This is a genomic window from Williamsia sterculiae, assembly GCF_900156495.1.
GTDB classification, from domain to species: Bacteria; Actinomycetota; Actinomycetes; order Mycobacteriales; family Mycobacteriaceae; genus Williamsia_B; species Williamsia_B sterculiae.
Genome location: NZ_FTNT01000002.1, coordinates 496,596 through 510,645 on the forward strand (window position 1 = coordinate 496,596; position 14,050 = coordinate 510,645).

Annotated in this window: 12 protein-coding genes; all 12 read right to left on the reverse strand. The window is 69.0% G+C overall.

Annotation, left to right across the window (positions count from 1 at the left end; all coding sequences use genetic code 11):
• Positions 1 to 89: 89 nt before the first annotated feature.
• A complete protein-coding gene (locus tag BW971_RS05110; RefSeq protein ID WP_076477118.1) occupies positions 90 to 1,589 on the reverse strand; it encodes a condensation domain-containing protein in 1,500 nt (499 codons plus the stop codon).
• Positions 1,590 to 1,592: 3 nt separating this feature from the next.
• Entirely contained in the window at positions 1,593 to 2,030 is a 438-nt protein-coding gene (locus BW971_RS05115) for a SufE family protein (protein ID WP_076477120.1), read from the reverse strand.
• A complete protein-coding gene (locus BW971_RS05120; RefSeq protein WP_076477454.1) occupies positions 2,030 to 2,920 on the reverse strand; it encodes a sulfurtransferase in 891 nt (296 codons plus the stop codon). Before BW971_RS05120 ends, BW971_RS05115 begins: the two co-directional genes overlap by 1 nt.
• Before the next feature lie 114 nt (positions 2,921 to 3,034).
• Complete coding sequence (locus BW971_RS05125) at positions 3,035 to 4,453, reverse strand: condensation domain-containing protein (protein WP_076477122.1); 1,419 nt, start codon at positions 4,451 to 4,453, stop codon at positions 3,035 to 3,037.
• Positions 4,454 to 4,463: 10 nt separating this feature from the next.
• The gene (locus tag BW971_RS05130; RefSeq protein ID WP_076477123.1) at positions 4,464 to 5,885 is read right to left on the reverse strand and encodes a condensation domain-containing protein; all 1,422 of its coding nucleotides are present in this window, start codon (positions 5,883 to 5,885) and stop codon (positions 4,464 to 4,466) included.
• Positions 5,882 to 7,375, reverse strand: coding sequence for a condensation domain-containing protein (locus tag BW971_RS05135; RefSeq protein WP_076477125.1), 1,494 nt, complete (start codon positions 7,373 to 7,375; stop codon positions 5,882 to 5,884). Before BW971_RS05135 ends, BW971_RS05130 begins: the two co-directional genes overlap by 4 nt.
• A gap of 220 nt (positions 7,376 to 7,595) precedes the next feature.
• The gene (locus BW971_RS05140) at positions 7,596 to 8,573 is read right to left on the reverse strand and encodes an alpha/beta hydrolase (protein ID WP_076477126.1); all 978 of its coding nucleotides are present in this window, start codon (positions 8,571 to 8,573) and stop codon (positions 7,596 to 7,598) included.
• A gap of 155 nt (positions 8,574 to 8,728) precedes the next feature.
• On the reverse strand, positions 8,729 to 10,006 hold the full coding sequence (locus tag BW971_RS05145; RefSeq protein WP_143690201.1) for a glycosyltransferase: 1,278 nt from the start codon (positions 10,004 to 10,006) through the stop codon (positions 8,729 to 8,731).
• 43 nt (positions 10,007 to 10,049) lie between these two features.
• Positions 10,050 to 11,423, reverse strand: coding sequence for a hypothetical protein (locus BW971_RS05150; protein ID WP_076477128.1), 1,374 nt, complete (start codon positions 11,421 to 11,423; stop codon positions 10,050 to 10,052).
• Entirely contained in the window at positions 11,420 to 12,271 is an 852-nt protein-coding gene (locus BW971_RS05155) for an ABC transporter permease (protein ID WP_076477129.1), read from the reverse strand. The genes BW971_RS05150 and BW971_RS05155 overlap by 4 nt, the downstream gene beginning before the upstream one ends.
• 11 nt (positions 12,272 to 12,282) lie before the next feature.
• On the reverse strand, positions 12,283 to 13,308 hold the full coding sequence (locus tag BW971_RS05160) for an ATP-binding cassette domain-containing protein (RefSeq protein WP_234974235.1): 1,026 nt from the start codon (positions 13,306 to 13,308) through the stop codon (positions 12,283 to 12,285).
• A gap of 79 nt (positions 13,309 to 13,387) precedes the next feature.
• Entirely contained in the window at positions 13,388 to 14,050 is a 663-nt protein-coding gene (locus BW971_RS05165) for a Maf family protein (protein WP_234974236.1), read from the reverse strand.

Sequence of the window (14,050 nt, forward strand, 5' to 3'; positions counted from 1 at the left end):
CTCCTGTGAAGTGTGACACGGGTTTCTCCGTCCCCGGTGGCGTGGGATGCCGCACACTCGTGGAGTGTAAACAGGCGCCCCATGCGTGATCACCCTAGCCCACCGAGCGATCGTTCGGGGGCAGGTGTCGGGCCGGGGACGGTGCCGTAGGTGCTGTTCTCGCCGATCTGCCGGATGACCTCCGCGAACGCCGCCAGAAAGCGGCTGACCTGGGTGTAGGCGTCACCGTTCGCATCGTCGGCGGGGACGACGTCATGGGCCGGGAAACGGGCCGAGATGCGCAGCCCGGACGGTGTGCGGTTGACCCAGAGGTAGACCTCGTCGGGGGAGTAGTTGTGGCTCCGTAACACCCGCGCCGCTCCGGCGTCGGCGGCGTCCGCGCCCGGGGCGAATCGGGTGTCGATGAACGAGACGACGAACTTGGGGTCACTGCGGTGACCGAGCAACTCGGCGACGCGCAGGAACGGCAGTCCGGCGGCGATGCGGGACGACCGCAGTTCGGTGGTGGCCCGGGTGATGACCTGGTCGAAGGTGTTCAGATCGGTGGTGTCGAGGCGGAACGGCGACACGGCGACGAACCACCCCAGCGCGGTCAGCCAGGCCGCGTCGTTGCGGGTGTGACGCGGTATGACACATCGGAACTCCGGCTCTCCGCGTTCTTCTCGGTAGGCCAGCGCGAGCGCGGACAGCACGCCGGCGAACAAGCTGCCGCCCGCGGCCGAGCACACCGCGGTGAAGCGGTTGGTCTCCCCGTCGTCGAGAAGCCTGCTGGTCAACGACGACTGGTGCCGGGTCTCGGTGTCGGTCACCTCGTCGGCGTTCACCGCGGTGGACCCATCGGTGGTCGGTGACCGGAAGAAGTCGGGGAGCCGACCGCCGGCGTCGCGCAGATAGCGCTCCCAAGCCTGCACCGCGGGGTCGTCGATGTCGGCGACCTCGGCCAGCCGGCGCTCGTGCGCACTGAAGTCGACGTAACTGCCCACCGGCATCAGGGCGGGTGTGGTGCGGTCGCGGGCCGCGCGGTACAGCGCGGTGAGCTCGTGTTGGGCGAGGATCAGCGAGTACCCGTCGACCAACGAGTGGTCGGCCGCGAACAGCAGGGTGAAGCTGCGTTCGCGGGCGACGGTGGCGAAGTGGTAAGCGGGCCAGGCCAGCGGAGCGGTGGCCCGGTCGAAGGTCCCGGCGATCTGGTCGAGGAGTGGTCCGGACTCGGTGTACCAACCGATACGGCCCATCCTCAACCGGACCGATCCGGGCATGGTGCTCAGCCGCACCGGTCCGGAGTGCTTGAGCACGACGTGACTGCGCAGCACCTCGTGCCGGTCGATCCAGGAGGTCAGGGCGGATCGGATGGCCGGGACGGACATGGGTTCGTCGAACTCGATGGCCAGACCCAGCCAGGACTCACGGCCGCCCTCGCGGTGCGTGCGCCAGCGGTACTCCAACGCTCCACGCAGGTGCTGTTCGTGGTTGTAGGAGGTGGGCCGTGAGTCCGACGACCACGCGCCGAGGCCGCCCTCGGTGTGGGCCGACCACTCGACCAGAGCACCGGGTTCGATGGTCTGGTCCATCATCTGGATGAACTCCACGGGTCAGGTCGGCCCGGTGGCGCCGGTCTGATCGCGCACCTGGACTTTGATGCGGGCCAGCATGGCCGTCATCCCGCGCAGCCGCAGCGGGCTGACCACGTCGTCGAGGTGCAGGTCGTGCGGGAAGTCCGCGGGTACGGCGACGATGTCCGCCGCCGAGGCCCCGTCGAGGCCCTGATGCAGGATCGACGCGAACCCACGGGTGGTGGGCGCCTCGGGTGGCGCGCTGAAGTACAGGTGCACCGCCGCGGGATCGTGGGCGTCCACCGAGAGGAAGAGCGGGGACTGACACTCCGGGACCGGCTCCATGGCGGCGGTCTGCAAAGACTCCGGCAGTTCCGGCAACTCACGGGAGAACTCGACCAACAGCTGCACGCGGTCGGCATCCGACAGTGCGGCGAAGTCGTCGACGATCTCGGCGAGGGCGGGTGGCATCGACATCAGGCGGGCGGATCCCCGGGCTCGGCGCCGACCGCGATGGGCGCGCGGACGGTGTTGCCCCACTCGGTCCAGGAACCGTCGTAGTTGCGCACCCGATCGAAACCCAACAGATGGGTCAGCACGAACCAGGTATGCGACGAGCGTTCGCCGATGCGGCAGTAGGCGATGGTTGCCGTGGTCGGATCCAGTGCACCGTAGATCTCGTCCAGCTCGGCGCGCGGTCGGAAGCGACCATCGCCGGCAGCGGCCTTGGCCCACGGGATCGACTGCGCGGTGGGGATGTGACCGCCGCGCAATGCTCCCTCGTCGGGGTAGTCGGGCATGTGCGTGCGTTCGCCGGTGTACTCGAGCGGCGAACGCACGTCGATCAATGGTTCGCTGCCGATGACGTCGGCCACCTGCGACGCGAATGCACGGATCCGGCTGTCGTCACGGCGGACCAAGGGGTACTCCGACCGCGGGTACTGGGGCACCTCGAAAGAGGTCTCCCGATCCTCGGCGAACCAGGCGTCGCGGCCCCCGTCGAGCAACCGCACGTCCTCGTGACCGAAGAGCGTGAACACCCACAGCGCGTACGCCGCCCACCAGTTGGATTTGTCGCCGTAGATCACCACCGTGTCGTCACGGGTGATCCCTTTGCTGCGCATCAGCTCGGCGAACTGCTCACCATCGATGTAGTCACGGGTGACCGGATCGTTGAGGTTGAGGTGCCAGTCGATCTTCTGCGCGGTCGGAATGTGGCCGATGTCGTAGAGCAGCACGTCCTCGTCGGACTCGACGATCTTCAGACCGGGAACGCCCAGATGCGCACTGAGCCACTCGGTGGTCACCAGGCGCTCGGGGTGCGCGTACTGCGCGAAGCGGGGATTGGGATCGGTCTCGATGCTCAATGCTCGTACTCCGGGTTCGCTGTGGACGCTCGACGAGGAGAACGTCGCGTTCTCCCTCATGAAGAATAGTGCCAACCCGAACCGTGTCACCGATGAGCAGCGGGTGCGGCCGATTCAACCGGCGCGGTGACCCGCCGGGGTCGCGTCGGTGCCCACCCGGTCCGGTACCGCCCTCTCCGTCGGCGACACCGCCAGCCCGCGGACGAGATCGATCAGGTCGTCCACCACGGCGGTGACCACCGACCGCGCGGTCGGCGTGTCCGGATGACGGGTACGGAGATGAACACCGGTGTGATCGCGCCAGAACCACATCTGCAGCGTGTCGGCCCGACCGTCGCTGGAGACGTGGTGTGCGTCGAGACGTTCCGGCAGGTCGAACCGGCGATAGTCCAGGTACGAGACCATGAAGACGTCGTGGCGTGGCTTGCGTAGTCGGTGCCCGAAGGTGCGGTACACCGTCGACAATTCGACCTCGCCGAGCGGCAACGCATCGTGCAGGGTCTCAGTGGCCGAGCGGACGGCGTACTCGACCGCGCGCGCCGGGTCGACACAGGGGTCCGCGACGCCGTCGCATCCTCCCGTCAGGATCAGCGGAGCGTTGGCGACGAACCAGCCGACCGATCGTGACCAGCGGTCGTCGCGCCGGGTGTGTACCGGGATGACGAGCGGGAGACGGCTCGGCCCACCCAGGCGACGGGTGGCCACGGCCAACGCCGCGAGCAAGGCCGGATAGCAGCGGATGGGTCCGGCGAGGTCGGTGGCCGGCGTCGTCAGGGCCCAGGCCTCGGCGGCCGACAACACGGTGTCGACGCGGATGCGCGCGGGTGCGAACTCGCCGGGCGCCACCCCGAGGTCGAGGGGGTACTGCGGGATCGTCCAATCCGCGGCGGCCAGGAAGTCCCCCCAGGCGACGACCCGCGGATCATCCTCCGCCGGTTCGTCGGCGACAGCGACGTCGGCCTGCTGGTCGAGAAAACCGCCGGCGGCCGTCAACGGATCACCGGCGCAGGCCGTCCGGACGTCCTCCACGATGACCGCCAGCGAATGGGCGTCGATGTAGCAGTGGTCGAAGGCGCAGACGACCGTGCTGGTGGCGCCGTGGTCCACGGCCGCGAGGAGGTGCGACCCCGGTGTCAGCGCGCTGCATCCACCGATCACCGCGTCGCCGATCCGGGCCTTGGCGCCGTCCGGGTCGGGGACGTCGACGGCGGTGGGTTCGTGCACGGTGAGCGCGGATGGGGGACAGAGTCGACGCTGCGGTACACCGTCGTCGAGGACGAACCAGGCGCGCAACACCTCGTGGTGGCGGAGCACCGCCTCGAAGGCCGCACGCAGGATCGGCAGCTCGCCGGAGTCGATCTCGAAGGTGACGGCGAGCCAGCCCGAACCACCGGCAGCCACGGCGTCGAGATGGAAACGCTCGTTCTCCGACGGGCCGACCGGGTGCGCCTCGCCGTCGCCGTCGATGCGCACCGGCCAGCGATACAGTCGCCCGGCTCCGACGTCGAGATTGTCGAGGGTGGTCAGCCTCATCGCTGCACCGTCACGACTCGGCGCCGTGTCCGGCGACGATCTCGGTGACCCGCTGATGGAAGGTGCCCACCGACTCCGCGGCGGTCGGGTTGTCCGGATACAGCGACATCAGTCGCAGACCATCGGCGTCGCGGTTGATCCACAGATTCGCGTTGCGCGTTCGTCCGAGACCGGGGAGCAACCGGCCCGTCGCCATCTCCGGATTGTCGATTCCCGGCAATCGGCGCAGGTCGAAGTACGACACCATCTGCGGGGTGCCGTCGTCGAGCACCACGTCGCCCGTTGCGGCGAGCAGTCCGAGCACCGTGTGCACCGGCACGGTGTTGAGGTCCTTGGCCGTGCGTACCGCTTCGGTGGCCACCGCGACGAGGGCGTCCATGTCGACGGGGTCATCCGTGTCGGCCGGGCCATCGGTGTCCGGGTGGTCCACCCGGAAGGAGATGGGGGCGAAGTTGCAGAGCCATCCCTGGGTCGCGAGCTCGGTCTTGTCCCGCGTGGACATCACGGTCGCCACGAAATACTGCGGGTCACCGGTCATCTCGTATTCGGCCAGGGCCATGGCGGCGAAGATCAACCCGAGCAACGAACCGCTGTGCTCACGTGCGCGCAGTTCGGCCGCCGCGGTCTGCTCGGCGGTGGCCATCGGACGGTCGACGACGGCTGCGGGCGCGGTCTGCGCGCCGGTCAATTCGAGGTCCAGCGGACTACGGGGGATGGTGCGGTCGTGCAGACGCAGGATCTCGCGCCAGCGCTGCACCCGGGGATCGTCGGCCGACAGTGTCGCCGTGGCGTCGGACTCCTCGACGATGTGGAGCAGGTGGCTGCGCGCCGGTAGCAGCTCCGGCGCCGGACCGCCGCGGTGCGCCCGGTAGCGGGCGAAGATCTCACCGAGGGCGAGAATGCTGGAGATGCCGTCGGTGTGCGAGTGGTCGATGATCACGTAGAAGCCGTAGGACGTGCCCGCATCGATGGCCCCCACGGCCAGACCCGGCAACCGGTCGTGGACCGCTTCGCCCGCCATCCGCTCGTACAGGTAGTCGAGCAATCGCCCGTGATCGGAGGGTGCGTCTCCCACGGGCACCGGCGTCATCGTCACCGCGTCCGCCGCCGCGAGGTGCCGGACGACAGTTGCTCCGTCGACGTCGAACCAGCACCGCAACTCGTCGTGCGCGGCGATGAAGTCGGTGATCGCCGCGGCCATGGAGTCGCGATCCAACGGCTCCGGCAGATCTGTGGTCGACATGACCGTCGCCCGATGTGGTTCGCCGGCAGTACGTTTGGCGGCTGCCGCGATCAGATGGTCGCGTTGCAGCGGCGACGGCGGGACCGGGCTGGTCTCGTCGCGAGCACCGTGGCGGGCGTCGGTGACCGGTCGCCATTCAACGAGCTCACCTGCTACGGGATGCCAGTCCTGTAGCGTTCCGGCTCTCACCGAGTGCTGCTCTCCGCCTGCGCGGTCGCGAGGTCGGACGGGGCGAAGGTGGTGTCGCCGTCGCGGACCACCTCGAGCAACACATCGGTGAACACGCGCAGGAAGCGGTGCACATAGTCGGCGTCGCTGCGGCCGGCGGGGAATCGGGCCGACAGGTTGGTACCGGTGGGGATCCGGTTGATCCAGAAGTAGACCTCGTCGGCGGCGGGGCTGGCGCTACGCAACACCCGGGCGTTCTGCGCGTTCCACTGATCCGCCCCCTCCGCGCCCCGCAGGTCGATGTAGGAGACCACGAACTGTGGTGGTGTCCGGTGCCCGATCAGGTGCGCGATGGGGTGAAAGGGGACGGTCCCGAGATCCTTGTACTCCTTGGCGCACTGGGCGATGGGGCCGATGGCGGTGCCGAAGGTGGATGCCGCACCGGGGCGCAGATGCACGGGGACCAGCCCGACGAACCATCCGGCCGCCTCACCCCACTGCAGTTCGGTACGGGTGTGGACCGGGCTGACGAATCGGAGGTCGCCTGCTCCGGCGAGGCGGTCGGCGGCTATCGACAACGCGGTGTACACGCCGGCCTGCATATTCGATCCATGCGCTTTGCACGCCCTGTGGAACCGTTCGGTCTGGTCCGCGTCGAGCACCCAGGTCGACAGACTCGCCTGGAATGCGGGGTCCTCGCCCTGGATGGTGGACTCGAGGTCGTCCGGCCGCGTGTCCTGTGGGCGGGGGAACGCCGGCATGGGATCGGGCTGGGTGCGGGATTCGCTGTGCGAGCACAGGAAGTCCACCCAGCGACTCACGGCCTCGGCGTCGGAGTCGAGTTGCGCACCCGCGGCTCGCTCGGCGTGGCTGAAGTCGAGGTAGCTGCCGAAGGTGGCCAACGAGTCGTCGCGGCCCAACAACTCGGCCTCGTAGAGCCGGGTGAGTTCCTTGATCGCGAAGACCTGCGTGTAGGCATCCATCACCGTGTGGTCGGCGCCGAAGACCAGCAAGAAGGAATGGTCCCGGGTATCGGGCTCCACGGTCACCGCCAGGCAGTGCGGCCACTGCAACGGGGTGATCCTGGTGTTGAAGAATTCGTTGATCCGTTGATAGACCGCGCTGCTGCTCGACACGGAGGCGTCGCGGACGGCATCGATGCGCACCGCGTCCGCGCCGATGATCCGACGGCCGAAGTCGTCGGCGGTGCCGTCGAGACCCGGCAGGTCGAGGTGGGTGACCGTCGACCGGAACGCCTCGTGTCGCGCGTACCAGCGCACCAGTGTCCGGCTCATCGCGTCGGCGTCCAACGGATGGTCGACGGTGAACGCGGTGCCGATCCAGTGGCTGTACCAGTCGTCGCCGACATCTCGTGCACGTGCGGCGTGCTCGAGGTGCGCGTAGGACAACTTCCGGTGGTCGTCGGTCCAGTCGGCGGCGTCGGCGGTGGGGGTCCACTCGGTCACGATCCCGGCGGGAAGCGGGTAGTCGGCGAGTTCGGTGTACTCCATACGAAAGACCCCTCACTGTCGGTGGTTGGGTGGCGACGTCGCCGGCGGTGGTGGGTGTTCCGAGCCGGATGTCGACACTCGGGGGCGTCAGCTGATCGATCTACCACGCTGCCGCACGCGATGAGGATAACGCCAATCGGAGTTCCGATGCCGAGGAGGAAATCACCCCGGCCCTGTGAATTTCATCTCGGTCTGAGCGGTGTCGAAGGATCGCAATTGCTCATTGAGCGATATGTAGTCCCCGGGAAATCACCGGCCAACTCTTGTGTAATTGGTCGTTCCAATAGGGCCACGAATGGGTGCCGGTGCTTTCGAAGTCGAAGGTGGCAGGAATGCGACGGGATGCCAGGTCGTCGGCGAGCAGATGTGTGCAGTAGTCGGCCCCGGCCTCGATGGCGCCACCGAGTAGCAGCCGATCGGCCGGGTTGGAGTTTCCCGGGTATCCGGGCTGGTCGTAGCGGCCGGGAAGGCCGGTGCCCACCGAGACGTAGACAGCGGTCCCGCGGAGCCCGGACGCTTGATTGAGCACGTCATGTGCGGCCCAGTCGGGGTCGCCCGGAGGTCCCCACATGTTGTTCGCGTCGCCGCCGAACGCCGCGACGACACTCCTTGGCACCCCCTGCGCGACGAGGTCGGTGGTGGAGTAGCAACCGCTGTAGGACCCGACCGCGCTGAAGAAACCGGGATTGCGCGCGGCCAGGGTGAGTGCGGACCCCGCCCCCATCGACAGACCTGCGATACCGCGAATGCCGTTGCCGGAGAATTGCTTGTCCAACAGAGGAGGCAATTCCTTGGTCAGGAAGGTCTCCCAGCGATAGCGCCCGAGCTTCGGGTCGTCGCGTTGCCAGTCCGTGTAATAACTTCCGTTACCCGCGAGGGGGAGTGCGACGGTGACGTTCTTGGAGCGGAAGAAACTGGACGCGTCGGACTTGCGCAGCCACATGCTGTTGGTCGGGTCCTCCTCACCGAGGCCGCTGAGCATGGTCAACACGGGCCGCGGTCCCCGGTCCACCGACGGGGTGAGCACCTGCACCTTGATGGTCTTGGCCATGGATGCCGAATGGACGTACACACCCCACTGGGTGGGCCCCTCCGACACCACCCGTTCGATGGTCGACGGCGCGGCCGGAGCAGCTTGGGCGGGGGTGACGGTGCCGACGATCAGGCTGATGAATGCCGCGGTCAGCGTGATCGACATCACATGAAAACGTCCGAGATGCCGGAAGTGGAAGTGCTCCACAAAGCGAACCTTTCGCCGCGGTGGCTGCATCGGGGATTCCTTTACGTGAGGTGGAGCACAGTGTGGCACGACAGCGGGAATTCACAATATTCAGGCGGCTACCCGTGACGTTGTCAGCAGGCGAGGGATTCGAGAACATCCACCACCGACCGCACCGCATCGGCTGGTGGAATCAACGTCGGTGCAAATGTTCGTGCGCGCCCCGCCGTCACCGGATCGAGAGTACGGCGCAACACGGTATCGATCACGTCGGGGTGATCGAGCCGTCCGATACGGCAGGTCGCGCCGAGGCCCCGATCGACGACGGCGCGACCCCACATCGGCTGGTCGGCGCTGAAGCTCGCGATCAACATCGGAATCCCCGCGCGCAGGCAGGCGCCGGTGGTCCCGGCCCCGCCGTGATGGACAGCGGCGGCACACGCAGGCAACACCGTCGTGTGATCCACGGAGCGCGCCAGGTAGACGTCGTCGTCGCTCCCGTCGAACAGCGACACCGCGGCGTCGTGATTCGGGCCGGCGCAGACCAGTGCCCGCCGCCCCCTGTCGCGTAACCGTTCGACGAGTGCGCCGTACGTTCGCCGGGGGTCGGGCAGCGGCATGCTGCCGAATCCGACGTACACCGGCGGCGGTCCGGCGGTCAACCAGCTCATGAGCCGGCTGTCGTCGTCGGGGTGGCCACCGGCGCCGAGGAAACCGGTCATCGGGCGGCGATCGCCCCACTCCCGCCGGAGGTCGGGGAAGAGGACCGGGTCATAGGCCTGGATCTCGGGAGTGCCTGCTTCGCGCGACCGGTCCCCGAGGGGCCTGCGCGCACGCGGCATGCCGAGCCGGGACCGCAACGTGTCGTCACCCCGGCGGGCCGAGAGTTGCCAGTACGCCAGATCGACGAGGCGCCACAACGCGGCGGTGACCAGGGGGAGTCCGGCCATTCGGTCGAGCACCGGAACCGGTAGCGGCACGCTGCGGTTGGGTCGTATGGGGCAGAAATGCAGCGGCACGAACGCCGCCCCACGGCTTTCGGCGACAGTCGCACCACGTTCCTGCCCGAGCGGACCGGTCATCACGATGGACGTACCGTCGGCCATCTCCAACAGTCGGTCGTCCATCGTGGTGGCACCGAATTCGGCGATCTGGCGCACCGCGCGCGAGCGGGTGCGGGGATTGCGGGACCTCAGGTCGCGGGTGATCACCGTCGATCTCAACAACTCGTCGGTGTCCGGTGCGAACGGCACCGCGTCCACCCCCTCGGTGCGCGCGAAGGCCACCAGGTTCTCCGGCACCCCGACGGTGACGCGGTGTCCGCGCCCGGCCAGCGCGCGAGCGACCACCAGACCGGGCACCACGTCGCCCCGGCTGCCGTTGAAGGCGAGCACGACGTTCGACGGACTCACGGGTGGCGCCGGCTTGTCACCGGTGTGCCCACCACTGCTGTGGTCACCACTGCTGGGGCCGCAGCGACCATCGAGCGAATTCGTCACGGACCATGCCGGGCAGGATGTCGCGGCCGAGGGCGTCGGGGTCCAGACCGATGACCGACACGGTGGTGGTGGCGCCCGCGTCGTCGATCCAGGCGGCGACACCGCCGCGCAGGTCGCGCAGCCGCTGTACGTCGACGGACTGCGTGGTCGAGCGGGTCACGACGGCGTCGGCCCGCGCGGGATCCCCGAGTCCGCTGAACTGCGGTCCGAGCGACCCCAGGTTGGACGCCAGGGCCAACGGGGTGGTCGCGTGTCGATTCAACGCCAACACCGTCCTGTCGCCGAGCGCCTGCATCAGCGGCTGCAACCGGACGAAGCTGCTCGGGGCGTCGGTGCCGCGGGTGAACACCTCCTTGGCCAGCCGTCGCACGGTCGCGAGGTCGTGTTGGCGTACCGCGCTCGCGGGGAGGTCCAGAGCCAACCCGACGCTGGCGTTCGCCCGCGGGTCGTCGGTGGAGCGGGTGGACATGGGGATGGAGATGCGCACGGTGTCGGTCCAGGTGGCCCGACCCGCGGCGACGAGAATCCCGACGACCATCGCCATGAACAGGGCGTTGCCGGTGCCACCGGCTTTCGTGGCGGCCGCGTTCCATTCGACGGTGGGCAGGCTCATGACGCACATCGGAGCAGGTCGGCCCGTGGCGGAGTCCGTCGTGGCGGGGTCCGGGGGGACCACCCGACTGGTGCGGGCGGTGACGGCGGCCGGGACATCGGGGCCGGACGCTGTGCGGCGTTCCCGCAGGGTGTCGGTCGCGAGCGCCGCGAGGCCACGACCGATGACCGCCGCCTGACCGACACCGTCGCGGAGGTCCTCGATGGGTGACGGACGATGGTCGCTGAGGTACGAGGTGGGCGCGATGTCGTCGCGGATGCTCCGTAGCGCCGCCTCGACCGCACCGACCACCTGGGCGCCGTCGCCTACTGCGTGTGCGCTGCACAGCGAGACGACCCCGCCCACCTCCGCTCGGACGGCCGATCGCAATTCCCACACCGGCCCGTCGGTCAGGTCGAAGCGGGTGGATGCGGCGGCGTCCATCCAGGCCGCGAGACCGTCGTCGGGCACCGGCAGCGGGTCGGCGAGGTGGCGACCCGATCGACCACCCGCCGGGGTCCAGCGGTCGCGGGCCAGCGGCACCCGACTGCGGCGCAAGAGTCTGTCCAACGCGCCCCGGCGCAACGCTGCGGCAAGCCGGTCCAACTCCTCGGCGGACGGGGCGGTGCGCAGCCGCCACACGATCTGGTTGATGACCGGCACGCCCAGTGCCCGGTCCATCCGGACGAAGAGGTCGTCGTCGGGAGTGGTGCGCAGCACCTGTGCGCCGGTGGTCACAGGCGCCGGAGGTAGGTGCGGACGGTGAGGGGGGCGAGGATGGCGATCAGCAGTACCGAACCGAGCAACGCCCAGCCGACGTGCACGTTGACCACTCCTTCGTTGGCCAGTCCCCGTGCCGCACCCACCAGCTGTGAGATCGGGTTGACCTCGGCGACGGGACGCATCCACCCCGGCATCGTCTGGGTGGGGACGAACGCGTTGGAGGTGAACCCGAGCGCGGTGAGGAACAGTGCGGACACGCCCTGCACCGCCGCGGCTTTGGTGAAGAGCACGCCCAGCAGCGCGAACAGCCAGCTCAACGCGAACGCCGAGAACACCACCAGCACCACGGCGACGGTCACGCCGGGCACGCTGTGCGGCCGGTACCCCATCACGATCCCCACCCCGAGGGTGATGGACACCGCGAGCAGGTACCGCAGGATGGACGCGACCAGGATGCCGGAGAGCGGCGCGAGCCGGGAGATGGGCAGCGACACGAACCGGTCGAAGACGCCGCGGTCGATGTCCTCGCGCAACTGCATCCCGACGACCACGGTGGAGGTGATGGTGACGTTGACCATGACCCCGGGAACCAGCAACGGGAGGTAGTCACCGACCCGCCCGGCGATCGCCCCACCGAAGATCCCCGCGAACATCACGGTGAACACCACCGGCACGACGATGACGTCGACGAGGTGTTGCGGGGTGTGCTTGAACTTCAGCAGGCCGCGACGCGCCATGGTCGCGGTGTCGGCGAGGGTCTTGCGCACACCGATGTGGGTGATCACCTCGGCCATCGGGATCGAAGCGAAAGGATCGGCGACCTCGGGCCGATGCATCCGGGTGGTGTCCCCGCTCGTCGTCATACCTGTCGTCCTCACGCGGGACGCCTCTCGTTGGTCTGGGCCCCGTCGCCGGTCAGGGCCCCGTCACCGGTCAGGGCCCCGTCACCGGTCAGGGCCAGGAAGACGTCGTCGAGCGACGGGGTGTGGACGCCGAACTCCTCGACATCGACCTGTCGTTGACAGAGCGCGCTGATCACCTGGGCGGCCCGGGCCGAGTCGGGGACCGGCGCGGTGAGCGAACCGGTGCGCGAGTCGACGTCGACGGTGAAGTCGAGCAGGTCGCGGATCGTCCGGGTGGCGAGGTCGGCCTGTGTCGGATCACCGAGGCGTACCGACAACGCGAAGCTGCCGACCTTCTTCTTCAGCGACTCCGGGGTGCCCTGACCGACCACCCGGCCGTTGTCGATCACGACCAGTTGGTCGGCCAGCGCATCGGCCTCGTCGAGGTATTGCGTCGTGAGCACCACCGTGGTGCCCGCGGCGACCACGCTGCGGACGATGTCCCACAGTTGTGCCCGGGTGCGCGGGTCCAGCCCGGTGGTCGGCTCGTCGAGGAACAGCAGCGCCGGTCGGCGGATCATGCTGGCCGCGAGGTCGAGCCGGCGGCGCATCCCGCCGGAGTAGTGACGCAGCGGTCGGTTGCCGGCAGCGCTCAGCCCGAACTGGTCGATGAGGTCGCGGGCCCGGCGGCGGGCCTGCGATCCACGCTGGCCGAGGAGTCGTCCGTAGATCTCCAGGTTTTCCGCGGCGGTCAGATCGTTGTCCACCGACGCGGACTGACCGGTCAGGGAGATGAGCGAGCGGACCGCGGTCGAGTCGCTCACCACGTCGTGGCCGAGCACGCTGATCCGGCCCGCGTCGGGACGCAGGAGGGTCGACATCATCCGGACCGTGGTCGTCTTGCCCGCGCCGTTGGGGCCGAGAAGGCCGCACACGATGCCCCGCGGGACGTCGAAGTCGATGCCGTCCACCGCACGATGGCTGCCGAACGACTTGGTCAGGCCGCGCACCTCTACGGCGAGCGGTGAGTACGCGTCTCTCGCGGCCACCGAAGTCACGGGTTACAGGCTAACGGCAGGTGTACGGGCGCACCGCTCGGTGTGGTGGGGTCACACCGCCGGCTGTATGCGGGATGGATCACACCGCCGACCCCGCCCACAGGTCGGGCACCGCGACCCCGACGTCGGCGAGTAGGCGGCGGACCAACGGCAGCGAGATCCCGATGACCGACGACGGGTCACCGCCGACGCCATCGACAAACCAGCCGCCGAGTCCGTCGAGGGTGAACGCTCCGGCCACGTGCAAGGGCTCTCCGGTCGCGACATAGGCATCGATGGTGGCGTCGTCGACGGGGGCGAAGGAAACGGTGGTGCGTCCGACCCCGCCCGCGGTGCGGGAGGTGGCGTCCGGTCCGGCGTCACGGATGAGGTGGTGGCCGGTGAGGAGTTCGGCCCGACGTCCGCGCATCCGCCGCCACTGCTCACGGGCCCGGTCGGGAGTGTGCGGTTTGCCGAGTAGTGCGCCGTCGAACAACAGCATCGAGTCACAGCCGACGACCACGGTGTCGAGGTCGGTGCCGTCCTGACGGACCCGCCGCGCCACCTCCTCGGCCTTGGCGCGGGCCAGTGCCTGCACCGTGGTCGGGGCATCGGTGCCGTCGGGCAGCGCGGCGACCACCGCGTCCTCGTCGACGTCGGAGACCACGACCCGCGGCGACACCCCGGCGGCCCGCAGCACCCGCAGCCGGGCGGGCGACGCCGATCCGAGGATCAGACGGACGGGGGCGACGGGACCGGGCAC

Coding starts and splice junctions, on each gene's coding strand:
- BW971_RS05115 (WP_076477120.1), bottom strand. CDS start 2,030: ATGTCGATGCCACCCGCCCTCGCCGAGATCGTCGACGACTTCGCCGCA.
- BW971_RS05135 (WP_076477125.1), bottom strand. CDS start 7,375: ATGGAGTACACCGAACTCGCCGACTACCCGCTTCCCGCCGGGATCGTG.
- BW971_RS05125 (WP_076477122.1), bottom strand. CDS start 4,453: ATGAGGCTGACCACCCTCGACAATCTCGACGTCGGAGCCGGGCGACTG.
- BW971_RS05155 (WP_076477129.1), bottom strand. CDS start 12,271: ATGACGACGAGCGGGGACACCACCCGGATGCATCGGCCCGAGGTCGCC.
- BW971_RS05140 (WP_076477126.1), bottom strand. CDS start 8,573: ATGTCGATCACGCTGACCGCGGCATTCATCAGCCTGATCGTCGGCACC.